The organism is Streptosporangium sp. NPDC048886, assembly GCF_055586905.1.
This window is the reverse complement of record NZ_JBVJHH010000011.1, coordinates 174,308-196,427: the sequence shown is the minus strand read 5'-3', so window position 1 is coordinate 196,427 and position 22,120 is coordinate 174,308. Positions and strand designations below refer to the sequence as shown.

At 73.8% G+C, this 22,120-nt stretch carries 23 protein-coding genes; 9 read left to right on the top strand and 14 right to left on the bottom strand.

Annotated elements, in window-relative coordinates:
* Nucleotides 1–31: 31 nt before the first annotated feature.
* Nucleotides 32–1,210 (top strand): glycogen synthase, encoded by a 1,179-nt coding sequence (gene glgA / locus ACZ6R6_RS16095; protein WP_470093945.1) that lies wholly within the window; start codon nt 32–34, stop codon nt 1,208–1,210.
* 53 nt (nt 1,211–1,263) lie between these two features.
* Here glgA and ACZ6R6_RS16090 read toward each other — a convergent pair whose 3' ends face one another.
* Entirely contained in the window at nt 1,264–1,626 is a 363-nt protein-coding gene (locus tag ACZ6R6_RS16090) for a PH domain-containing protein (RefSeq protein WP_306868455.1), read from the bottom strand.
* 96 nt (nt 1,627–1,722) lie between these two features.
* On the opposite strand from ACZ6R6_RS16090, the gene pgeF reads away from it, so the two are divergent.
* Nucleotides 1,723–2,409, top strand: coding sequence for a peptidoglycan editing factor PgeF (gene pgeF, locus ACZ6R6_RS16085; protein WP_470094064.1), 687 nt, complete (start codon nt 1,723–1,725; stop codon nt 2,407–2,409).
* A 153-nt stretch (nt 2,410–2,562) separates the two neighbouring features.
* On the opposite strand, the gene ACZ6R6_RS16080 is transcribed toward pgeF, so the two are convergent.
* Nucleotides 2,563–3,354 (bottom strand): sirohydrochlorin chelatase, encoded by a 792-nt coding sequence (locus ACZ6R6_RS16080; protein WP_470093943.1) that lies wholly within the window; start codon nt 3,352–3,354, stop codon nt 2,563–2,565.
* 381 nt (nt 3,355–3,735) lie between these two features.
* On the opposite strand from ACZ6R6_RS16080, the gene ACZ6R6_RS16075 reads away from it, so the two are divergent.
* Nucleotides 3,736–4,119, top strand: coding sequence for a hypothetical protein (locus ACZ6R6_RS16075; protein ID WP_470093942.1), 384 nt, complete (start codon nt 3,736–3,738; stop codon nt 4,117–4,119).
* 49 nt (nt 4,120–4,168) lie between these two features.
* Here the strand turns inward: ACZ6R6_RS16075 and ACZ6R6_RS16070 are convergent, their stop codons facing one another.
* Nucleotides 4,169–4,726 (bottom strand): GNAT family N-acetyltransferase, encoded by a 558-nt coding sequence (locus ACZ6R6_RS16070; RefSeq protein ID WP_470093940.1) that lies wholly within the window; start codon nt 4,724–4,726, stop codon nt 4,169–4,171.
* 270 nt (nt 4,727–4,996) lie between these two features.
* Between ACZ6R6_RS16070 and ACZ6R6_RS16065 the strand changes: the two genes are divergently transcribed.
* The gene (locus ACZ6R6_RS16065) at nt 4,997–6,148 is read left to right on the top strand and encodes an alpha/beta hydrolase (RefSeq protein WP_470093938.1); all 1,152 of its coding nucleotides are present in this window, start codon (nt 4,997–4,999) and stop codon (nt 6,146–6,148) included.
* On the opposite strand, the gene ACZ6R6_RS16060 is transcribed toward ACZ6R6_RS16065, so the two are convergent.
* Nucleotides 6,134–6,325 (bottom strand): ferredoxin, encoded by a 192-nt coding sequence (locus tag ACZ6R6_RS16060; protein WP_306868463.1) that lies wholly within the window; start codon nt 6,323–6,325, stop codon nt 6,134–6,136. The two genes, ACZ6R6_RS16065 and ACZ6R6_RS16060, sit on opposite strands and share 15 nt — an antisense overlap.
* An 11-nt stretch (nt 6,326–6,336) precedes the next feature.
* Complete coding sequence (locus tag ACZ6R6_RS16055; protein ID WP_470093936.1) at nt 6,337–7,536, bottom strand: cytochrome P450; 1,200 nt, start codon at nt 7,534–7,536, stop codon at nt 6,337–6,339.
* Nucleotides 7,537–7,645: 109 nt separating this feature from the next.
* Here ACZ6R6_RS16055 and ACZ6R6_RS16050 point away from each other — a divergent pair, with 109 nt between their 5' ends.
* Entirely contained in the window at nt 7,646–8,314 is a 669-nt protein-coding gene (locus ACZ6R6_RS16050; RefSeq protein WP_470093934.1) for a TetR/AcrR family transcriptional regulator, read from the top strand.
* A 143-nt stretch (nt 8,315–8,457) separates the two neighbouring features.
* Nucleotides 8,458–9,000 carry a hypothetical protein gene (locus ACZ6R6_RS16045; RefSeq protein ID WP_470093932.1) on the top strand — a complete coding sequence of 181 codons (543 nt, stop codon included), beginning with the start codon at nt 8,458–8,460 and terminating at the stop codon, nt 8,998–9,000.
* A 17-nt stretch (nt 9,001–9,017) separates the two neighbouring features.
* On the opposite strand, the gene ACZ6R6_RS16040 is transcribed toward ACZ6R6_RS16045, so the two are convergent.
* Nucleotides 9,018–9,467, bottom strand: coding sequence for an Lrp/AsnC family transcriptional regulator (locus tag ACZ6R6_RS16040; protein WP_470093930.1), 450 nt, complete (start codon nt 9,465–9,467; stop codon nt 9,018–9,020).
* Between the two features lie 126 nt (nt 9,468–9,593).
* Here ACZ6R6_RS16040 and ACZ6R6_RS16035 point away from each other — a divergent pair, with 126 nt between their 5' ends.
* Entirely contained in the window at nt 9,594–10,448 is an 855-nt protein-coding gene (locus ACZ6R6_RS16035; protein WP_470093928.1) for a tryptophan 2,3-dioxygenase, read from the top strand.
* Between the two features lie 51 nt (nt 10,449–10,499).
* Here the strand turns inward: ACZ6R6_RS16035 and ACZ6R6_RS16030 are convergent, their stop codons facing one another.
* Nucleotides 10,500–11,438, bottom strand: a complete 939-nt coding sequence (locus ACZ6R6_RS16030) for a LysR family transcriptional regulator (RefSeq protein WP_470093926.1) — start codon at nt 11,436–11,438, stop codon at nt 10,500–10,502.
* Nucleotides 11,439–11,509: 71 nt separating this feature from the next.
* Between ACZ6R6_RS16030 and ACZ6R6_RS16025 the strand changes: the two genes are divergently transcribed.
* Nucleotides 11,510–12,376: a 4-hydroxy-tetrahydrodipicolinate synthase family protein gene (locus ACZ6R6_RS16025; protein ID WP_470093924.1), complete on the top strand. Its 867-nt coding sequence runs from the start codon at nt 11,510–11,512 to the stop codon at nt 12,374–12,376.
* Here the strand turns inward: ACZ6R6_RS16025 and ACZ6R6_RS16020 are convergent, their stop codons facing one another.
* The 7 genes from ACZ6R6_RS16020 to ACZ6R6_RS15990 form a co-directional block, all read right to left on the bottom strand.
* Nucleotides 12,377–13,186, bottom strand: coding sequence for an Fpg/Nei family DNA glycosylase (locus ACZ6R6_RS16020; protein WP_470093922.1), 810 nt, complete (start codon nt 13,184–13,186; stop codon nt 12,377–12,379). It abuts the gene before it with no gap.
* Nucleotides 13,179–13,631 (bottom strand): ribosomal maturation YjgA family protein, encoded by a 453-nt coding sequence (locus ACZ6R6_RS16015; RefSeq protein WP_470093920.1) that lies wholly within the window; start codon nt 13,629–13,631, stop codon nt 13,179–13,181. The genes ACZ6R6_RS16020 and ACZ6R6_RS16015 overlap by 8 nt, the downstream gene beginning before the upstream one ends.
* Before the next feature lie 168 nt (nt 13,632–13,799).
* The gene (locus ACZ6R6_RS16010) at nt 13,800–14,114 is read right to left on the bottom strand and encodes an L-rhamnose mutarotase (protein WP_470093918.1); all 315 of its coding nucleotides are present in this window, start codon (nt 14,112–14,114) and stop codon (nt 13,800–13,802) included.
* Between the two features lie 117 nt (nt 14,115–14,231).
* Nucleotides 14,232–15,515, bottom strand: a complete 1,284-nt coding sequence (locus ACZ6R6_RS16005; RefSeq protein ID WP_470093916.1) for a M1 family metallopeptidase — start codon at nt 15,513–15,515, stop codon at nt 14,232–14,234.
* Nucleotides 15,516–15,559: 44 nt separating this feature from the next.
* Nucleotides 15,560–19,297 (bottom strand): Pls/PosA family non-ribosomal peptide synthetase, encoded by a 3,738-nt coding sequence (locus ACZ6R6_RS16000; protein WP_470093914.1) that lies wholly within the window; start codon nt 19,295–19,297, stop codon nt 15,560–15,562.
* Nucleotides 19,298–19,769: 472 nt separating this feature from the next.
* On the bottom strand, nt 19,770–19,985 hold the full coding sequence (locus ACZ6R6_RS15995) for a hypothetical protein (protein ID WP_470093912.1): 216 nt from the start codon (nt 19,983–19,985) through the stop codon (nt 19,770–19,772).
* Between the two features lie 29 nt (nt 19,986–20,014).
* The gene (locus ACZ6R6_RS15990; RefSeq protein ID WP_470093910.1) at nt 20,015–21,091 is read right to left on the bottom strand and encodes a DUF2332 domain-containing protein; all 1,077 of its coding nucleotides are present in this window, start codon (nt 21,089–21,091) and stop codon (nt 20,015–20,017) included.
* A 532-nt stretch (nt 21,092–21,623) separates the two neighbouring features.
* Here ACZ6R6_RS15990 and ACZ6R6_RS15985 point away from each other — a divergent pair.
* Nucleotides 21,624–21,851, top strand: coding sequence for a DUF397 domain-containing protein (locus ACZ6R6_RS15985; protein ID WP_470093908.1), 228 nt, complete (start codon nt 21,624–21,626; stop codon nt 21,849–21,851).
* Nucleotides 21,852–22,120: the final 269 nt, after the last annotated feature.

Here is a 22,120-nt window from a genome sequence, read left to right as displayed (position 1 = left end):
GCACGCAGGACTGAAACACTACGCTGATCACATGCGCGTTGATCTGCTGAGCCGTGAGTACCCGCCCGAGGTGTACGGCGGCGCCGGAGTCCATGTCGAATACCTCGCCCGCGAGCTGCGCCGGCTGGCCGACACCCGGGTCCGCTGCTTCGGAGCGTCACGATCCGAGCAGGGCGTCGAGGCATACCAGGTGCCCGGCGGGCTGGCGACGGCCAACGCCGCGCTCCAGGTCCTGGGCGTGGACCTGGAGATGGCCGCCGGCTGCGCGGGCGCCGACCTGGTGCACAGCCACACGTGGTACGCCAATTTCGCGGGTCACGTGGCCAAGATGCTGTACGGCACGCCGCACGTGGTGACCACGCACAGCCTGGAGCCGCTGCGGCCGTGGAAGGCCGAGCAGCTCGGCGGCGGTTACACGCTGTCATCATGGGCCGAGCGGAGCGCGCTGGCGAGCGCGGACGCGATCATCGCCGTGTCGGAGGGGATGCGGCGCGACGTGCTCACCAGTTACCCGGAGATACCGTCGGAAAAAGTTACGGTCATCCACAACGGGATCGACACCGGCGAGTACGCCCCCGACCGGGGCACCGGCGTCCTGGAGCGGCACGGCATCGACCCCGGCCGGCCCTATGTCGTGTTCGTGGGGCGGATCACCCGGCAGAAGGGCCTGGTCCACCTGCTCCACGCGGCCCGGGACTTCCACCCCGACGCCCAGCTGGTGCTCTGCGCGGGCGCGCCCGACACCCCCGAGATCGCCGCCGAGGTCACCGCGCTCGTCCAGGGGCTGGACCGGGCCGGCGTCGTCTGGATCTCGGAGATGCTCCCGCGGCCCGAGGTGATCCAGATCCTCACCCACGCGACCGTGTTCGTCTGCCCGTCGATCTACGAGCCGATGGGCATCGTGAACCTGGAGGCCATGGCCTGTGAGACGGCCGTCGTGGCCACCGCCACCGGGGGCATCCCCGAGGTCGTCGCCGACGGCTCGACCGGCCTGCTGGTCCCGATCGACCAGTCCGCGGCCGACGGCACCCCCGACGACCCCGAGCGGTTCGCCGCGGACCTGGCCGGGCGGGTCAACCGGCTGCTGGCCGATCCGGCGCTGGCCGCGGAGATGGGCAGGGCCGGGCGGGTCCGCGCCGTGGAGCACTTCTCCTGGCCGCGGATCGCCGAGCGGACCATGGACCTCTACCGGTCGGTCGCCCGGCCCTGACCGTGCGGCGCTGACGGCCGCCGCCCGCGCCCACGGGACGGGGCCGCCCGAGCCTACGAGATGAAGTGGAGGATCACGTTGTGCACGTGGTGGGCCTTGTTGTCGCCCCGGAACTCCACCTCGTAGGTGTGGGTGCCCACGTGGATGGCGATGGCCCCGGAGGAGAAGAACGAGCCCGCGATGGACTTGTTGCTCACCACGCTGACCGCTGAGACCTTCCCGTAGGGGATGCTCGTGATGGCGATCTTCTTGCCCACGAAGGACTTGTCCTGCACGATCACACGCTTGTCGGTGAGGCCCAGGAAGCCGGTCCCCGCGCCGATGGCGTCGTAGACGGCGATGATCTGCTCACCGGGCATCAGCCCGCTCTCGATCTGCTGGAGCTGTTCCTTCCGGTCGTACACGACCTGTGCCATGTCGCTCGCAATCTCTCGGGGATCTGCGTACTCATGCAACGTACGTCCCGAGAAGACGGTTCCTGGGGCGGGTAGGGTCGGGCCGTGAGCTTTCAGATGAGGATCACCGATCGCCACGGCGGCGTCAGCGCCGAGCCGTACGGCAGCCGCAACCTCGGGGGCCTGTGCGGGGACGACCCCGGGGCGGTCGCCGCGAACCGGGCCAGGACCGCGGCCGAGTTCGGCCTGGAGCGGGTCGTGTTCATGCGGCAGGTCCACAGCGCCGACGTCCGATACGTGAGTGAGCCGTTCGGCGACGACCCGCCGCCGCTGGACGGGGTCTTCACCGACGTGCCCGGTCTCGGCCTGGCCGCGCTCTGCGCCGACTGCGCCCCCGTCCTGCTGGCCGACCCGCGGGCCGGTCTGGTCGGGGCGGCGCACTCCGGCCGGGTCGGCACCGTCCTCGGAGTGGTCCCGGCGCTGGTCGCGGCGATGGCCGGGCGCGGCGCCGACCCGGTGGGGATGACCGCCCTGATCGGCCCGATGGCCTGCGGAAGCTGCTACGAGGTCCCCGCCGAGCTGCGCGCGGAGGTCGCGGCGGTCATCCCCGAGGCGTGGTCGATCACCCGCCAGGACACCCCCGCCCTCGACCTGCGCGCCGCGATCACCTCGCAGCTCGCCAAGGCGGGCGTCGGCGAGGTCACCCACGACACCCGCTGCACCATCGAGACCCCCGACCTGTTCTCCCACCGGAGGGATCACCGGACCGGCCGTTTCGCGGGCTACGTCTGGCTGGAGGGCTGAGATCCGGCGGCGGCGCACGGGTCAGGCCCGGAGCGCGGATCATGCCCGGAGCACGGTCCACCGCGCTCCGGCACGGCGTGCGGCGGGCCCGGCCGCCGGGCCGGTCCCTCCGAGGGGCGCCGATCTCCGCCACCCGCCAGAGGGAGCCACACGTCAGTCCTCGGCCAGGACGCTCCCGTAGGCGCGGGCGGCGAGGTCGGCGATGAGGCCGTGCGCGCCGAGGAGGTCGGCGCACTCGGCCCCGATCTCCGCCGCCGCCCCCGCGGCCAGGCCGGGATCGACCTCCGGGCCGACGGCGCACGGGGACAGGGCGATGCGCTGGGCGCCGATCTGGCGCATCCGCTCGGCCGCCTCGGCGACGCTCGGCGCGCTGTCCAGGGAGGCGACCACCACGGGGAGCGTCAGGCGGGAGGCCAGCAGCACCGCCGTCGGCTGCGCGGCCGAGGCGGCGTTCTCGCCGCCGACCGTGACGAGGATGACCGCGTCGACCGGGCTGGAGACGTTGAGCAGCCGCATCCGGTCGGCTCTGGCCAGGTCCTTCTCCGCGAGCCGGATGTGCAGGGCCTCGGCGAGCAGCGGGTGCGGGCCGAGGTGGTCGGTGACCGTCACCGACGCCCCGCTCGTCTCGACGGCGGTGGCGATCAGCCGGTCGGCGACCGGGTGCGGTCCGGTCAGGATCGGCACCACGATGGCGGCGACGCCGTCCCCCGGGCGCTCGCGGGCGGCCGCCTCCAGCTCGGCGGTCAGCGCTTTGCCGTCCTCGCCGAGACCGGCCAGGCGGACCTCGATCTGCGGGTTGTCCCCCCGTATCAGGGCCGCTAGCTCGGCGACGGCGCCTGTCGCGTCACCGAGGGCGGCCAGCACCAGCGCGGGTGCCTCGGGCGGGAGCTGGGAGGGCACGGGCCTGCGGTGCCGGCCGGAGGGCCGGACGGCGCGTCCGCGCACTGGGAGGATGGAACTCTCACTCACATGCGCGGACTCTAGGCCCATTTTGCTCACTTTGTAGTGAAAAATGGCCGCAATTCCGTCACGACATCCCCGCAGACGGGGATTCCCGTCGCGCAGGGCGGCGGAGCGGTGTCCCGGACCGCCCTCCGCCGGGCTGTCCCGCCGATCGCGGGGGCACGGGCCGGGCGCCGGGGGCGCGCCGGCCGGGTGGCGGCGCTGATCGCCAACCGGTCCGCACCGGCCGGGCGTCCGGGGACGCGCCCGGGGCGGGTACGCCGAGCGGAGTAGCCGGGCCTGCGACGAGCGGCGGATGCCACAGCCGGGGGAGCGCGGGACCCTGGGGGCGAGATCGTTCCCGAGGAAGAGGTGGCTCCGGTGGTGTCCGAGGTCGTTCAGGCGGACCGCACGGTCGTCGTGCTGCGGACCGTCAGCGCGCTGTACGGGGTGGCGGTCCTGGTCCAGGCGGTGACCGCCGGACAGCTGCTGAGCGGCGGCGGCGCCGGGGCGCACGGCGCCGGCGCGGGGGCCGTGCACCTGCTGGGCCTGGTCCAGCTCGTGGTCGCCGTCCTGCTCTGGCGGCCGGGCCGGGGACCGGGCCGGCCCGCGCTCGCCAGCCTGGTCCTGCTGCTGGCCGGCTTCGCCCAGTCCGCGCTCGGCGGCGCCGGCGGCACCGCGCTGCACGTCCCGCTGGGCATGGCGCTGTTCGGCGGTGTCGTCGCCATGACGGTCTGGGTGTGGACGTTCGGCGGGCACCGGGGATGACCTTCCCGGCCGGGGCGCCGTCCCGGCGCGTGCCGGGGGCCCTGCCCGGTCAGACGTCCCGGTGGCCCTCCCACTCGTCCTCCAGAGCCGAGTGGACGATGGAGTCGCGCCAGGCGCCGCGGGCCCGCACGTGGTGCCTGATCCTGCCCTCCTCGACCATCCCGGCGACCAGCATCGCGAGCTGGGCGGCGGTGTTGGCGGGGGAGCGGGCTCCCCAGATGCGGTGCAGGCGCAGGTGCCGGAAGCCGAACATCAGCATCAGCCGGATCAGGTCGGTGCCCATGCCCCGGCCCCAGTGGTCGGGACGGAGCCCGAGGCCGATCTCCGCGCTGTGCGGGTGGTCGGCCTCGATGTGCAGCCGGGCGACGCCGATGGCCTCGTCGCAGTCCAGATCGATCACCGCGAGCACGTACAGCCGCCGGGGCTCGGCCTGCGCCGCCTCCAGCGCCTGGGCGACTATCTCCTCGACCTCCTCGTGGGTGCGCGGGTCGAACGGCAGATGCTCGGTGGCGGTGGGGTCGCCGTAGACGGCGTGCAGCGCGGCCACGTCCTCGACCGTGACTTCTCTCAGCCCGAGCCTCTTACCGGAGATCTGAACGTGACGCATGCGCAGACGCTAACGCCTCAGGAGTCCCAGGGCTAGAGATCGTTCTGTCCGACAACTATGCCAAAGGCGGCAAATGTCGCTTTACTCCCGGTCAGTGGGCGGGTGGTGCCGCCAGGCGGAACGGCGGGTGGCGCCGTCAGGCGGAATGACGGGCGGGACCGGAGGCGAGGACGGACCGGAGGCGGGCGGGGGACGGTCCCCGGAGTGTGCTCACGGCCGCCGTCATGGCCGGTGGGGGATGGACGGTGAGGGATGGAGCAGAATAAGTGAATGATCCCTCCGGTCCCCAACGTGCTCGTGATCACCGGCCCGGGCCTGGTCGCCGACCTCCGGCTCCTCACCGAGGTGGCCGACCGCGAGTTCGCCGCCCTCGGCGTCAACGGGAAGGTCTCCCCGGCCGCCGACCTGCCCGCTCTGCGGGCGGCGCTGGAGTTCCCCGGCGCCCTCGTCGCCCTCCCCGGCCCCGGACCCGAGGCCCGGAGCCTGGTCTCCGGGCACCCCCGCGCGGTCTGGCTGGACCTGGAGAGATCCGTCGCCCCCGCCCGTCCCGCCCGCGACCCGGCGGGCGCCCACCTGCACGGACGGGGGATCTGGGGGCTGACGTGGGCGATCAGGCATGCCGTGCACCGGCTGCGGTGGCCGGCACGGCGGATCGCCTACGGCGACCACCCCGACCAGTGGGCGGAGGTGCGGCTGCCGCGCGGGGACGGCGGACCGCCGCCCGTCGCGGTGCTGCTGCACGGCGGCTACTGGCGCTCGATCTGGGGCGCGGACCTGATGGACGCGCTCTGCGTCGACCTGGCCGAGCGGGGGTTCGCCGCCTGGAACCTCGAGTACCGCCGTCCCGATCTGCACGGCTGGGCAGCCACCACCGAGGACGTCGCCCGGGCGATCGCCCTCGCGGCCGGGAGCACGCCAGGGCCGGTCGTGGCGGTCGGCCACTCGGCGGGCGGGCAGCTCGCCCTCCGCGCCGCCGCCGACGACCCCCGGATCACACTGGCCGTCTCCCTGGCCGGAGTGCTCGACCTGGTGGAGGGCGACCGCAGGCAGCTCAGCTCCGGCGCGGTCGCCGCGGCGCTCGGCGGGTCCGCGGCCGAGGTGCCCGAGGTCTACCGGCGTTCCAGCCCGATGGAGCGGCTCCCCCTGGGGGTGCCCCAGCTCGTCGTGCAGGGCGGCGGCGACGACCTCGACCTGGTCGACCTGGGCAGGCGCTACGCGCGGGCCGCCCAGACCTCGGGTGACGAGGTGACCTACCTCGAAATGTCGGGTGACCATTTCGACGTCATCGATCCCGCCTCCCCGATCTGGCGCGCGACGGCCGGAGTGATCTCCGACCGCACGTCCCCGGACCCGCCCCGCGGGCCCGGGGACGGCCCGCGCGCCGCGCAGGCCACCGATCCCGCGCCGTCAGGCCAGGGATAGGGCTCCCGACGGGCACAGGTGAACGGCGCGGCGGACCGCCGCGTCCATGGAGGCGGGCGGGTCGGCCTGCAGCAGGACCACGGTGCCCTCCTCCTCGCTCTGGTCGAAGACCTCCGGCACGGTGAGAGCGCACATACCGGCTCCGACGCAGCGGTCGGTGTCCGCGTTGATCTTCATGATCCGTTCTCCTACCAGGTGACCGGGAGCCGGTGCACGCCGTAGATGGTCATATTGGAGCGCATGGGCACCTCCTCCGGAGGCACCGCCAGGCGCAGGCCCGGGAAGCGGCGTAGCAGCGCCGGATAGGCGATGCGCATCTCGACCCGGGCGAGTTGCTGGCCGAGACACTGGTGTATGCCGTGGCCGAAGGTGAGATGGCCCGTCGGAGGCCGGGTGACGTCGAGGGTACCGGGGTCGTCGAACCGCTCGGGATCGCGGTTGGCCGCCGGCAGCGAGAACGCCACCGACTCCCCGGCCTTGATCAGCCGGCCGTCGAGCTCGACGTCCTCCAGCGCGGTCCGGACCGGGCCCATATGGATGATCGTGAGATAGCGCAGGAGCTCCTCGACGGCGCTCTCGGCCACCGCCGGGTCGTCGCGGACCAGGGCGAGCTGGTCCGGGTTGCGCAGCAGCGCGAAGGTGCCGAGCGCGAGCATGTTCGCGGTCGTCTCGTGGCCGGCGACGAGCAGGAGCACCGCGACGCCGGTGAGCTCCTCGTCGTTGAGCTCCTTGCCCGCGACGAGGGAGCCGAGCAGGTCGTCGGCCGGTTCGGCCCGCTTGCGGAGCACCAGCCCGTGCAGGTAGGCCATGAGGTCGGCCAGCGCCGTGGCCATCTGCTCGGCCGAGGAGTCGAGGTTCAGCAGCGCCGCCGAATCCCGCTGGAACTGCTCGCGGTCGGCGTACGGCACGCCGAGCAGCTCGCAGATCACCAGGGACGGGATCGGCAGGGCGAAGGACTGCACCAGGTCGACCGGCTGGGCGCTCCCCTCCATGGCGTCCAGGCAGTCGGAGGTGATCTTCTCGATCCGGGGTTCGAGCTGCCGCATCCTCCGCACCGTGAACTGCCCGGTCAGCAGCCGCCGGTAGCGGGTGTGCTCGGGCGCGTCCATCCGCAGGAAGAATCCCGGCGGCGTCCGCCGGTCCTCCTCCTGGAACAGCGGGTGGGCGACCGGCGGGTGGTTGAGCTCGGTGCGGTTGCTGAAGCGGTTGTCGGCGAGCACGGCCCGGGCGACGGCGTTTCCGGTCACCAGCCAGCCCAGATGCCCGTCGGCGAAGGTCATCCGGTGGAGCGCGCCCTGCTGCTGCCAGCGCAGCGCGTCCTCGGGCGGGTCGAAGGGGCGCTCGCGGACGAGGGGAAAGGTTACCGGGCGGGATGGGGCCTCGGTCATGGCGCAGCTCCTCGCAGGTAGACGACTGTTCTTCCATCCCCCACCAAACAACATCAGATGTAAATTTGCAATGGGTGAAGAAAATCTCCGGATGCAGTAAAGTACGTGCATGGTGGATGGTCTGGGGTTGCGGGAACGCAAGAAGCTGCGCACCCGCCGCGCGCTGATCGAGGCGGCCCTGCGCCTGTTCGAGGAGAAGGGCTACGAGGAGACCACCGTCGCGGAGATCGCCGCGGCGGCCGACATCTCGACGCGGACATTCTTCAGTTACTTCGCCAGCAAGGAGGACGTGCTCTTCTTCGACGGCCAGGCGCGGGTCGACGCGATCATCGAGATGATCGCGCAACGGCGGGCCGAGGAGAGCGTGGTCGAGATCCTGCTCCGCGTGGCCGAGACGGGCATGCGCATGGCGGAACGCGACGTGGTCATGGAGCTCGACCCCGTCCGCATGCGCCTGATCATGTCGGTCCCGGTGCTCCAGGCGCGCGCGCTGCGACTGCTGTTCGACACCCAGCTCCAGCTGGCCGAGGCGCTCCACCGGGCCTACCCCGAGGACATCGACCCCGTCGAGGCCGCCGCCGCCGTCGGCGCGCTCATCGGGGCGATGAAGCTCGCCATCATGGTCTGCCTGGACCGGGGCGACCCGCCCGCCCGGACATGGGCGGCGGCGCGCAGAGGCGTCGAGATCGCCATGCTGGGCCTGCGGTCGGTGGGCGTGCGGCCGGCCGGAGCGGGCGCCGCGGCACCGGGCCGGGAGCAGAGCCGGGCCACGGGGTGAGCCGGCGCCCCGGTGCCGCGCGGGAGCCCGCCGGCGGTCCGGGCGGCGGATGAATCCGCTGGTCCGGACGGTGAGGGTGCGCCCGCCGGGGCCGGAGAGCTGATAGGTCTGGTGGTGCCCAGTCCCCATCGGCGAGCGAGAGCATGCCTGACAGCCGCGACCGTCCCGGCCCCCGCGACCTGCGGGCCGTCCTGCGCCTGATCCGCCGCTACCGGCCGCCGGAGCGGCTGCTGTTCGGCGGCGTCTACGGCACGGTCCTGGCCAGCAGCGTGGCGGCCGCCCTGGACCGGGTCACCACCCCTCCCGACCCCGGATACGACGCGCTGTGGGTGCTGATCTCGGCGCTCGCGGCGGCCGCCGCCCACGGCTACGCGCACGCCATCGCCCGCCACACCGCCGCCGACGAGGCGGTCCCGGTCTACGCCGTCCGGTCGCTGCTGGAGGAGTGGCCGCTGGTCATGGCCGCCCTGCCCACCATCGGCGCGCTGCTCGCGGCCTACGCGGGCTGGTGGCACGAGTACACCGCGGTCGACGTCATCCTGGTCTTCAACGCGCTCACGCTCTTCGGCTGGGGGGCGTGGGCCTCCCGGTCCGCCGGCGGCTCCTGGGCGAACGCGTGCCGGGTGGGATGTGTCGACATGCTGCTGGGTCTGGGCATCGTCGTCGCGAACACCCTGATCAAGTAGGACGGCGCCGAGGATCGCTAGGCGGGGGAGAGCGGGCGCCAGGGGACCGGGCTGGAGAGCACCATCATGCTCGACGGGTGACCGTACGGCGCGAGCCGGTCGATCAACTCCTCGAAGGCCGTCATCGAGGAGGCGGCCACCCGCAGCAGGCAGCAGGTGTCGCCGGTCACCCGGTGGACCTCCAGGATCTCCGGCCAGGCCAGCGCCTGCTCGTCGCGGAGCACGCAGCGCGGCCCGTAACACGACATCCTGATCAGCGCCGCCACCCCGCGCCCGGCCAGCGCCGGGTCGACCCGCGCGTGGTAGCCGGTGATCACGCCGGACTCCTCCAGCCGCCGGACCCGCTCGGCCACCGCCGGGGCCGACATGTGGACCCGCCGGGACAGCTCGCTGTAGGACAGCCGCGCGTCACCCTGCAGCTCGGCCAGCAGTGCCCAGTCCATCGCGTCCACGTCACTCTCCGTCATCTCATAACCGGATCGGCCCAACGCCTTCCGTTCCGAAGGCTGGAGCCGATAAACGCCTTGTCCGTATTATTTCCGGACTTGTCAATACGGACGACCATGGAGGTGAACAACCTCAAGGAGTCACCAATGACCAGCACCAGGCAGCTCAGCGAGCGAGACCGGCAGGCACGGGCCGCGGCCAACGATGGACTGCCCACGCTCGGGTTCGACGCGGCCACGCCGTACGACGACTACGTAGGCACCGCCACCCTCCACCAGCTCCAGCGCACCGTCACCGACGCCCCCGAGGAGCTCGCGTTCCTGGTCACCACCCAGGTGATGGAGCTCTACTTCGGCCTGCTCCGCTCGGAGTGGCAGCTGGCCCAGCGCCAGCTCGACGATGACGACGCCGCCGCGGCGACCGTGACGGTCAAACGCACGGTCCGCCACTTCGAGGCGCTCAACGCCGCGTGGGCCTCGCTCAGCTGGCTCACTCCCGCGCAGTTCAACCAGTTCCGTGACGCGCTCGGCGAGGCGTCGGGCTTCCAGTCGGCGCTCTACCGGCACGTGGAGTTCCTGCTCGGCAACAAGTCCGAGGCGCTCATCCGCCCGCACCGCCGCAACCCCGAGGCGCACCGGGAGCTCGTCGAGGCGCTGGGCCGGCCGAGCCTGTACGACTCGGTGCTCGCCTTCCTCGCCCGGCAGGGCCACGCGATCCCGCGGGCGGTGCTGGAGCGTGACCACGCCGCCGACTACGAGCCCCGCCCCGAGGTCGAGGCGGTCTGGGTCGAGGTGTACGGCGGGCCGCTCGCGCCGCTGGCCGACGCGCTGACCGACCTGGCCGAGCAGTTCTCCGACTGGCGTTACCGGCACCTCATGGCGGTGCGCCGGTCGATGGGGGCCAAGCCGGGATCCGGTGGGTCGAGCGGCCTGAGCTGGCTGGAGCGGAGCATGCGGCGGGAGATCTTCCCCGAGCTCTGGACCGCGCGCACGCTGATGTGACGCGGGGCGACGTGCCGGCCCCCGGCCGGGCGGCGGGGGCTCCGCCCGCGGCTACCCGGCCGCCGCCCGGCCGGTGGGCCGCGGGTGACGGCCGCCGGGCAGCGAGGAGCGCAGCGCGGCGGTGAAGGCGGCGACGGCCGGATGGGAGGCGGCTCCCCGGCGGAAGGCGATCTGGGTGCGGCGGCGCATCGGCAGCTCGGTGAGCCGGACGCCGCCGGGCGGGTCGGCCGCCCCCAGCTCCGGCACCAGCGCGACGCCCTGGCCGACCGCGACCATCGCCAGCACGGTGGCGAAGTCGTCGATGTGGTGGCGGATCCGGGGGGCGAACCCGGCGGCCTGGCAGGCCCGCACCGTCATCGCGTGGCAGAGCGTGCCGGGCTTGGCGACGATCCAGGACGCGTCGCGCCGCCGGACCAGGCAGTCGCCGCCGTCACCGGGCGGTGACGGGGGGTCGCCGCCGTCACCGGACGCGAGGTACATGGGCTCCTCCAGCAGCGGCTCGGTGTCCAGGGCGAGGTCGGGGAGGGCGGGGACGAAGTCGTACTCGTGGACGAGGGCGACGTCCAGGTCGCCCGTCCGGAGCCGGGGGGCCACCTCGGCGGGGTCGATCTCGTCCACCATCGGCTCCAGCCCGGGATGGTCACGGGCCAGGGCGGCCAGGGCGGCGGGCAGGATCGTGCGGGTGGCGGTGGGGAAGGCCCCGACCCTGATGGCCCCGACCAGGCCCGTGTGCGCCGCCGCCAGCTCCGCCGAGGCCTGCTCCAGCCGTTCGAGCACGGCCTCGGCGTGCCCGACCAGCGCGACCCCCGCGGGGGTGAGCGTCACCCGGCGGCCGGTCCGCTCCAGCAGCGCCACCCCGGCCTCCCGCTCCAGCGCCGCGAGCTGCTGGGAGACGGCCGAGGGGGTGAACGTCATGGCCTCGGCGACCGCGGCGATCGTGCCCCGGTAGGACAGTTCGCGGAGCAGCCGGAGGCGTCGCACATCGAGCATCAGCTCAGCTTAACGGTTTCGGAAGAAACAGGAACTGGACCTGCATGGTCGGTGGCGGCGAGGCTTGGAGCATGACATTCAGCGGTGTTTACGTTCCCCTGATCACCCCGTTCGGCGAGGACGGCGAGGTCGCCGTGGAGGCGCTGGAGGGCCTGGCGCGCGCTGTGCTCGACGAGGGGGCGGCCGGGCTGGTCGCGCTCGGCACCACCGCCGAGGTCGCCATGCTCGCCGAGGAGGAACGGCGGGCGGTCGTCGAGGTCTGCGCGAAGGTGTGCCGGGAGCGGGGGACGACGCTGGTCGTCGGGGCCGGGTCCAGTGACACCCGCTCCTCCGTCGAGGCCCTGCGCGCGCTCAAGGACCAGGCGGACGCCGCGCTGGTCACGGTGCCGTCCTTCGTCCGCCCGTCCGAGGCCGGGGTGCTCGCCCACTTCGGCGTGCTGGCCGAGCAGAGCCCGGTGCCGCTGATCGTCTACAACATCCCCTACCGGACGGGGCAGTCGGTGGGCGCGGCCACCCTGCGCCGGCTGGGAGAGCTGCCCATGGTGGCCGGGGTCAAGCACGCGGTCGGCGGCGTCGACCAGGACACCGTCACCCTGCTGGCCGACCTGCCGGAGGACTTCGCGGTGCTCGCCGGGGACGACCCCTTCTTCTCCGCGCTGCTCGCGCTGGGCGCCTCCGGCGGCATCCTCGCCTCGGCCCACCTGCACACCGGCCGGTTCGTCGAACTGGTGGAGGCCTGGCGCTCCGGCGACGTCGCCCACGCCCGCGCGCTGGGCCACCGGCTCTCGGTCATGTCGGCGAGCCTGTTCGCCGAGCCCAACCCAACGGTGATCAAGGGAGTGCTGCACTCCCGGGGCCTGATCCCCACCGCGTCGGTCCGGCTCCCGCTGGTCCCCGCGGGCCGAGCCTCGGTCGAGGCGGCCGCGCGCCTGCTGTGATCACACCGGCTGGCAGCCCGGGCACCAGAAGAGGTTGCGGCCGGCGAGCACCTCGGTGCGGACCTCGGCCCCGCACAGCAGGCACGGCATGCCCGTGCGCCGGTAGACGTAGACCTCACCGCCGTGGTCGTCGACCCGGGGCGGGCGCCCCATCGCCTCGGGCGTGTGCTCGGGCCTGACCGTGTCGATCCGCCCCACCCGCACGCCGTCGGCCATCAGCGCCACCAGGTCCGCCCAGATGGCCGTCCACTGCCCGCGGGTGAGGTCGCGGCCGGCCCGGGACGGGTCGACGCCCTGCCGGAACAGCGCCTCGGCGCGGTAGATGTTGCCCACGCCCGCGACCACCGACTGGTCCATCAGCAGGACGCCGATGGAGGTGCGGCTGCGGCTGATCCGCCGCCAGGCGGCCTCCGGGTCGGCGTCGGCGCGCAGCGGGTCGGGCCCGAGCCGGTCGTGCAGCGCCCGCTTGGCCACGGGGTCCAGCAGCTCGCAGACGTTGGGCCCACGCAGGTCGGCGTACTGCTCGGCGTTGCTCAGGCGCAGCCGTACCGCACCCGTCGGCGGAGGCGCCGGAGCCGGGCCGAAGGGATATCTGCCGTAGATGCCCAGGTGCACGTGGAGCCAGCGGTCGTCGTCGAAGCCGAGCAGCAGGTGTTTGCCGTGCGCGTCGGTCTCCTGGAGCACCCGCCCGTCGATCTGGCGGGCCCCGGCGGCGAACCTGCCCTGCGGGCTCTCGGCGCGCACGGCCCCGCCGCCGAACACCTGCCGGTGCTGCGCGGCCAGGCGGTGAATGGTGTGTCCTTCAGGCATGGTCTCGAAATGATACGGCCGGCCGGTCGCCGGCCCGGCGTGACGGATCCGGGCGGAGGAGGGTGTGCGCCGCCGCGGCGAGAGCGGCCCCGACGGCGTAGGCGGCCAGGTCGGCGGCGCCGAACGTGCTGCCGAGCACCAGCCTGGCCAGCACGCTGGCCTCCGAGAGGGCGGCCGGGACGGGAGTGAGCTGGGCGAACTCGACCGCCCAGCTGAACGCCAGGGCGCCGATCGCGGCGCGGACCGGCGCGACCCGGGGGAGCACCAGCACGATCAGCGTGTGGACGAGCACGGTGTAGAGGGCGTCACCGGCGTATTTGGCGAACCAGCCGCCGGTGACCGCGCGGACCGTGAGCCCCGCGGCGACGGTCGCGACGGCCGCGAGGGCGGCCGGCAGGCGGCTGCGGAGAGCGGGGGACAGGCGGGTCTGGAGAGCGGGGGACACCCGCTCACGATAACGAGCGCACCCCGCGGCCGGGGACACCCGCTCACGACAACGAGCGCACCCCGCGGCCGGGGACACGGCGGCACCGTACGGCCGGCACGGGACGGCACCGGCCCGGCCGGGGCGCGGTGACACCGGCCGGGAGCGCCGGGCCGGCCGGCCGGCGGCTCAGGTGAGCCGCCAGACCGCCGGGAGGCCCCTGCCGCCGCCGTCGGCGGAGTAGTCGTGCGCGACCTCCAGCAACTCGTCCATCCGGGCCTGCCAGGCGATGTTCACCGGCAGGCCGGCCAGCGACGCGAGCAGCGCCTCGTAGTCGTCGCAGTCGATCACGTGGAAGAGCTCCAGGCCGCTGCGCCAGATCGTCCACTCGCGCGCGCCGCCCTTCTTGATCGCCTCCACCAGTTCGGCGGGCACCTCCCGGTGCGCCCGCTCGTACTCCGACTCCTTGCCCGGCCTGATCCGGGTGTGCAACGCGACGCGCATGCCGTGCCTCCAATGGTCGTAGCCCGTTATAGCAGTGATCCGATCTATTTCGGAAAATATCCGGATACCGAGTCCGGCTCACGCTGATACCGGGTGAAAGCTCCGATGAAAGGCGGGTCAGGGTAGTGCGGGGAGGCGGGAGCCGTACAGCCAGCCGGACAGCAGCCCCTCCAGCGGGCCGGCCGTGCGGCGTGCGACCAGGTCGACGAACTGGCCGGTGGTGACGGAACCGTGGCGGTGGCCGGCCGTCCACTCGCGCAGCAGCGCGAAGAACGGCGCGTCGCCCATGGCGCGCCGGAGCGCGTGCAGGGTGAGCGCGCCGCGCTTGTAGACGCGGTCGTCGAACAGGCGCGGAGCACCCGGGTCGGCGAGGACGAAGTCTTGGGGGAGGGCGGCGAGCCTGCGGTGCCAGCGGGACGCCAGGTCGTCGGCGGTCGCGCCGCCGGAGGCCTCCGACCAGATCCACTCCGCGTAGGCGGCGAACCCCTCGTGCAGCCAGATGTCGCACCAGGCGGCCGCGGTCAGGCTGTTGCCGAACCACTGGTGCGCCAGCTCGTGGGCGACCAGCCGCTCCTGTCCGCGCCGGCCGTCCACGTGGTTCACCCCGAAGATCGACATGCCCTGCGCCTCGACCGGGATCTCCAGCTCGTCGTCGACCACCACCGCGGTGTAGGAGCCGAACGGGTAGGGGCCGAACCGCTCACTGAAGACCTCCATCATCCGGTCCTGGCGCTCGAAGTCGTGCCGGACCCGGGAGGCGAGCCTGGCGGGGAAGGCCACCCGCGTCCCCGGTCCGAGGTCGGCCTGCCGGTAGCGCCCGATCTGGACGCTCGCCAGGTAGGAGGCCATCGGCTCGGCCTGCTCGTACACCCACGTGGTCGTCGACGCCGCCTGCCGCCTGGAGACCAGCTCCCCGTTGGCGATCACCGTGTACGGCGAGGCGGTGGTCACCGAGATCCGGTAGCCGGCCTTGTCGTCCGGCCGGTCGTTGCACGGGAACCACGACGGGGCCCCGATCGGCTGGCTGGCCACGATCACGCCGTCGGTGAGCTGCTCCCAGCCCAGCCCGCCCCAGTGGCTGGACACCGGTCGGGGGCTGCCGGAGTAGCGGACCTCGACGGTGAACGGCCCGGCCGCCGGCCGCCCCGGCGCCAGGTGGAGCCTGCCCCCGCGATGGGTGAAACGGACCGCCTCGCCGTTGACCAGCACCCCGCTCACGCGGAAGGCGCCGAGGTCGAGGGTGAGGCCGTCGAGCGGCCCGGGCGCCACCGCCGACAGCCGGGCGATCCCGTCGAGCCGGTTGGCGGGGACCCGGTAGTCGAGGGACAGGTCGTAGTGCTCCACCCGGTAGCCGTCGTCGCCGTGCGTGGGGAAGTACGGCTTGCGGGGGGTCGTGCTCACAAACACGCTCGTTTCCTCTGCTACGTCTCGTGGGGCCGGGCCCGCTACCTCTCGCGGGTCCACGCCGCGATCGGATTGCCGAACCAGCGCGTGCCGGGTGGCACCGACTCGCCCCGCATGACCAGGGACGCCGGTCCGACCGTGGTGTTCTCCCCGACCGTCGCCGCGGGCAGGACGACCCCGTGCGGGCCGAGCGTCGACCCGTCCCGCAGGACGACAGTATCGATGCTCATGACCCGATCATGGAACAGGTGCGTCTGCAGCACGCAGCCCCGGTTCACCGACACCCCGGCGCCCAGGGCGACCAGGTCGACCTCCGGCAGCCAGTAGGTCTCGCACCACACGCCCCGGCCGATCCGCGCGCCGAGCGAGCGCAACCACAGGTTCAGCGGCGCCGTGCCCAGCCACGGCTGGGCGAACCAGGGGGCGGCCAGCACCTCCACGAAGTTGTCCGCCAGCTCGTTGCGCCACACGAACGAGCTCCACAGCGGCCGGTCGCCGGCCGAGATCCGGCCGAGCAGAGCCCACTTGGCCACGGTGGTGACCGCCGCGGCCAGCACCCCCGCCGCGGCCAGCACCACGCCGCTCAGCAGCGCCGCGGCGGCCAAGCCGTACGATCCGGCCAGCCACTCCAGCGCGGCCGCCACCAGCACGGCGAGCGCGACCGCGCACATCGCGGGGACGACCCGGCACACCTCGACGGCGGCGCGGGCCGCCTTCAGCCGCGGCGGCGGGTCGTAGGTGCGGCTGCGGTCGCCCTCCTCGGCCGTGCGGCGCAGCTCCACCGGCGGCATGCCCAGGTAGGACGAGCCCGCCCGGGCCTTCTTCGGCGCGGCCGACAGCACCGCGACCAGGCCGTCCTTGGGCACCTTGCGGCCGGGCGCGGTCATCCCGGAGTTGCCGAGGAAGGCGCGCTTGCCGATCCGCACGTGGTCCACCCGGAACCGCCCGCCGTCCAGCTCGTACGGCGCGACCATCGTGTCGTCGGCGAGGAACGCGCCGTCCCCGACGGAGGTCATCGACGGCAGCGCCAGCACCGTCGACAGCTCCACGTCCCGGCCCACCCGCATGCCCAGGGCGCGCAGCCACACGGGGGTGACCATGCTCGCGTACAGCGGGAACAGCCAGACCCGGGCCATCGACATCAGGCGCCCGGTGGCCCACGCCTGCCAGGCCACGCGGCTGTGCACCGGGTGGTGGCCGGCGTGCAGGCCGACCGCCAGCAGCCGCACCAGCGCCAGGATCACCAGGGCCAGGGCGGCCATCGAGGTCACGGTGGCGAGCGGCACGCCGTACAGGAGGCCGGGCAGGGAGGTGGTGTCCCCGCGCAGGAGCACGGCGAGGCCGGGGACGGCGGCGATCGCCGGGACGAGGCTGAGCGCCAGCGCGGACAGCCCGTAGACGGCCGCCCAGCGCCGCGAGCGCGGTGGCCGCTCGGCGGCGGGCGGGCGCGCCTTGCCCGTCCTGACGGCGGGCACGCCCGCCCAGCGCTCCCCGGACGGCACCGCGCCGGCCACCGCGGCCCCCGGCGCGACCTGCGCGTTCTTCCCTATCCGCGCGCCCGGGAACAGGGTGGCGCGGGCGCCGACCGTGGCGGAGGCGCCGATCTTGATCTCGCCGACGTGCACCCGGTCGCCGTCGATCCAGTAGCCGCTCAGGTCGACCTCGGGCTCGACGGCGGCGTTCCTGCCGAGCTTGAGCATCCCGGTGATCGGCGGCGCCGAGTGCAGGTCGGCGTCGGCGCCGACCTGGGCGCCGAGCGCCCGGGCGTAGTGCGTGAGCCACGGGGCGCTGGACAGCTCGGCCACGCCGAGCCGTTCGGCGAGCCGCTCGGCGGTCCACAGCCTCAGGTGCGTCGCGCCGCCCCGGGGGTAGGTGCCCGGCTCCAGTCCCCGCAGCAGCAGCCGTGCCGCGCCCGCGCTCAGCGCGATCCGCCCGGCGGGGGAGACGAACACGACGGCGCCCAGCAGCACCCACCACCACGAGACGGCGGGCGCCCCCGGCAGGCCGACCACGTTGTTGAGAGCGGCCAGGCCCACCAGCCAGCGCAGCGCGCCGGCGGTGAGCAGTGGCACGGTGAGGACCGCCTGCGCGATCGCCGCGCGGCGCGGCATCGGCGTGACGACCCTGCCGGTGGTCACGATCTCCGGCGTGTCCAGCGCGGCCAGGTGGCCGGCGAGCCCGCGCAGCGTCGGGTGCTCGTAGACGTCGCCGACGGTGACCGCCGGATACCGGGCCCGCAGCGCCGACACCAGCCGGGCCGCGGCGAGGCTGGTGCCGCCCTCGGCGAAGAAGTCGCCCTCGGTGTCGCCGAGGACGTCCTGCCAGCATCCGGTCACCCACGGGTCGACGCCGGGGCGCCCGGCCCCGTCGCGGCCGGGCAGCGGCCACGGCAGGGCGTCCCTGTCGATCTTCCCGGACGTGCGGGTGGGCAGCCCGTCCACCAGGGCGATCCGCGGGACCAGCGCGGCGGGCAGCGCGTACCGCAGCCGGTCCTTGGCCTCCTCCGGATCGAACCCCTCGCCGGGCACGACGTACCCGACGAGGAGCTGGTGCCCCCCGCCGGTCGTGCGCACCGCGGCCGCCGCCCCGGCGACCCCGGGCAGGGCCTGCAGGGCCGCGTCCACCTCGCCCAGCTCGATCCGGCGCCCGCCGAGCTTGATCTGCTCGTCGGCCCGCCCGACGAAGATCAGCCCCTCGGGCTCGGCCCGCACGAGGTCGCCGCTGCGGTAGGCCCGCTCCCAGCCCAGCGAGCCGAGTGGGGCGTATTTCTCGGCGTCCTTGACCGGGTCGAGGTAGCGGGCCAGGCCGACCCCGCCGATGACCAGCTCGCCGGTCTCGCCCATCGCGACCGGCTCGCCGCCCGCGTCCACCACGGCCAGGTCCCAGCCGGCCAGCGGCAGCCCGATCCGCACCGGCCCGTCCCCGGTCAGCGGCGCCGCGCACGCGACCACCGTCGCCTCGGTCGGGCCGTAGGTGTTCCACACCTCCCGCCCCGGTACGGCCAGCCGCTCGGCCAGCTCGGGCGGGCACGCCTCGCCGCCGAAGATCAGCAGCCGCACGTCGTCGAGCGTCTCGACCGGCCAGAGCGCCGCCAGCGTCGGCACCGTCGACACGACCGTGATGCCCATCTCGACCAGCCACGGCCCCAGGTCCATGCCGGTGCGCACCAGCGCCCGGGGCGCGGCGACCAGGCAGGCGCCGTGCCGCCAGGCCAGCCACATCTCCTCGCAGGATGCGTCGAAGGCCACCGAGAGCCCGGCCAGCACCCGGTCGCCGGGGCCGATCGGCTCCTGGGCCAGGAACAGCCCCGCCTCGGCGTCCACGAACGCCGCCGCGCTGCGGTGGGTCACCGCGACCCCCTTCGGCCTGCCGGTGGAGCCGGAGGTGAAGATGATCCACGCGTCGTCGTCCGGCACCGGCCGGCCGGCGGCTCCCGGGGGCCCGCCCTGACCGCCGGGAACGATGATCTTCTCCCCGTCGACGATGACGGCGCGCACCCGGGCCTCGGCGAAGACCAGCTCGGCCCGCTCGTCGGGGTCGTCGGCGTCCACGGGGACGTAGGCCGCGCCGGCGGTCAGCACGGCCAGGATCGCGACGTACAGGCCGGTGGTGCCCGAGGGCACCCGCACTCCGACGCGGTCGCCGCGCCCGACCCCGGCCTGCCTCAGGTCGCCGGCCAGCCGGCCCGCCTCGGCCAGCAGCCCGGTGTAGTCGAGGCGGGTCCGCCCGTCGTCGAGGGCGGGGGCGTGCGGATGTCGCCGGGCCGTCCGGTCGAGCACGTCCAGCAGGGTGCGGACCCGCGGCGCGGAGCCCCCTGGCAGGAGCGCGCGTGATGTCAGAGCGGTATCCGCTGGTGACGGGCTCACTTTTCCCCCTGGGTATCAGGTTTCCCCCACGTATCAGGTCACCCTGAAACCGGAACAGCTTACGTGGCGGAAATGAACACCCTTTGTGAAGAATCTCTGCACATTTAGTGAATCTTGCACATAGGTCCTGGTCGGCTGGCCAATGTCATGGGTCGCCGTGCCGTCACGGCGCCGTACGGCCGTGTCCGCCGTATGGGCGCGGCTGTGTCCGCCGTACGGGCGCGGCCGTGTCCGCCGTACGGGCGCGGCCGTGTCCGCCGCACGGGCGCGGCCGTGTCCGCCGTACGGCTGTGCCCGCCGTACGGGCGTGGCCGTCGACGCCTCTGGGACTCCCGGTCCGCCACGGCTCCCGGCCCGTCATGGCCGCCGAGCGCCCACCGTCACCTCACGCACCGGGGGCGCCCGTCTGGCCGCCGCTGGGGGTGTGCAGACGCCGGGTGAGGGAGACGTCCCCGAGGCCGAGCCGGTCCAGCTCGGCACGGGTGCGCTCCTCGATGTCCCAGCCGTTGCCGATCGTGGCGAAGTGTTCCTCGCCCGCGTCTCCGGACTCGACGGCGTCCAGCGCTTTGATCGCCGGAGCGACCCCCAGGCCCTCGGCCACGGACCGGGGCCGGTCGGCGGCGGCTGTTGTTAGGCGGTGACGGCGCGGGCCGGGAGGCCGTGCGGGGGCGCCTCCGCCAGGACCTCCTCGGCCGCTCCGCCGAGCCGTACGGCCAGCCGGAAGCGGTGCCGCTCGCCGACCCTGCGCGGTTCGAAGGAGACATGGGCGAAGGCCGCCTCCGCCGTGCCGGCCGCGGCGAGCCGCTCCAGCTCGCCCTCGACTCGCGCCCATTCGGCGGCCGGGACGTACTGGCGCATGATCGAATGCCAGACGACGGTGAGCGTGCCGGGCTCCAGCCGGACACCCGAGAGGAAGTCGGCGGCGCCGACGGCGTCGACCTCGGCCGGCACCCGGGCGGCCAGCCGCAGGGCGCCGTCCAGCCGTGCGGCGCGGGCGGTCTGGTCCGGCCAGACGTAGGCGCGCAGGGCCAGCTTCCCGGCGGGCGACAGCGGATCGATGGGCGTCAGATCACAGCCGCGCCGCTCGACCACGGTCAGGGCCGGACGCCCGGCGGCGGCCTCGGCCAGCCACCCGGGCGGGGCGCCCAGCCAGGCGTCCTCCAGCGAGACCGGCGAGTCGGCCGGACCCCAGGCGAACCCCTCGCACGCGTAGCGGAAGTGGTCGGCGCGCAGGTTGAGCCCGGCGCTGGCGCCCAGCTCGAACAGCCTGACCGGCAGCGGGCCGGCGTGCGTGGCCTTCAGCAGGCCGGCGATCAGGAGATTGGCCCGGCCGACCTCGTTGGTCTGCGGCGGCCGGGTCAGCCAGTCGCGGACCCACTCCATTCCGGAGGCGACGGCGGCCCGGAAGGCGTGCCAGCAGGCGTCCGGCCGCTCCGGGTCGAAGACGCCGCCCATGCTGGGATAGCAGGCGGCCAGCTCGGGGGCGCCGCCGGTGAGGGCCAGCGCGTGCACCCCGCCGAGCAACCGCAGCGCGACGGCGTCGGGCCCGGGGGCGTCCTCGTACCCGGCGAGCGCCTCCATGCAGGGACCTCCCGCGCGGACGTCCTCCGCGACCCGTTCCAGCAGGAACGCGTACAGCGGGGAGCCGAGGTCCGCGCAGCCCCGTGCCTGATGCTCGACCATGACGGCGGCGCGCTCGCGGGACATCGAGTCCTCCTCGTCCGGATACCGGCGGTCCGTTGGACCTGGGTACCGACGATCCTCCCTCCTGCGGCGGCGCACACGGCAGGGGTGGGACGGGTGAGCCTCGTCACGCGCCCTCCGGCGTCCGCGCGGCGGGCCACGGCGGCAGGACCGCGCGATCCATCGAGGGCCCGGATCGCCTGCGTGGTCTCCACGGGCGCTCGGTCACGCCGGAGAGCTCCGCCCGCCGGAGCCGGGGGATCGCCGTGCAGGAATCGTAGACCCCCACCGTCATCAGCTCTTTCTCCCTGCCGACCGTGACGCGGATGGCGCTCGTGGCGGGAACGTCCGCCGTATCCACTTCTCGCCCAGCACGGAAAGGGCATCGGGGTTTGATGGGCGGATCCGCGATCGCCACGCTGGACGGAGACGGCCGTACGAGGTATCACCCCAAGTGACCAAGAAGACGTCGCCGTGGAGCGTTTCGAGGCCATCGGAGCGAAGCGTTGCCGATAAGTATGTCCATCGATCTCGTCCAGAAGGCGGTAGCGGAAAAATGGACCTGAGTAACGCCGAGTGGCTCAAGTCGAGTTTCTCCGGAGACAACGGTGGCAACTGTGTCGAGGTCGCGGAGCTCAAAGACGTCGCGGGCGGCGCCGAGCACACCGATCTGATCGCCGTACGCGATTCGAAGGACCCCGACGGCCCCAAACTGTTCTTCACCCCCGCCGAGTGGGACGCCTTCGTCAAGGGTGTGAAGGCCGACGAGTTCGACCGCGGCTGAAGCGACGCGGCCGGCCGCCATGGTGACGGTCCATGGCGGCCGGCCGCTTTCCCGGGCCCGGATTCGAAAGGCGGTTTGAAGTCACGGCGATGACGTCGAGGGCCATCGAGACGACAGGGGAGCACGGCCGCCGCGAGGATCGAACCCACTTCCCGTCCCCCGGAGGCCGGGTGTCCGATCCGCACACGCCGTCAGAGCCGAACACGGGCGGTCGCATGCCCGTGAGGCCAGGGCTGCCCAGCTGATCATGTGATGCAGGTGGTTCTCGC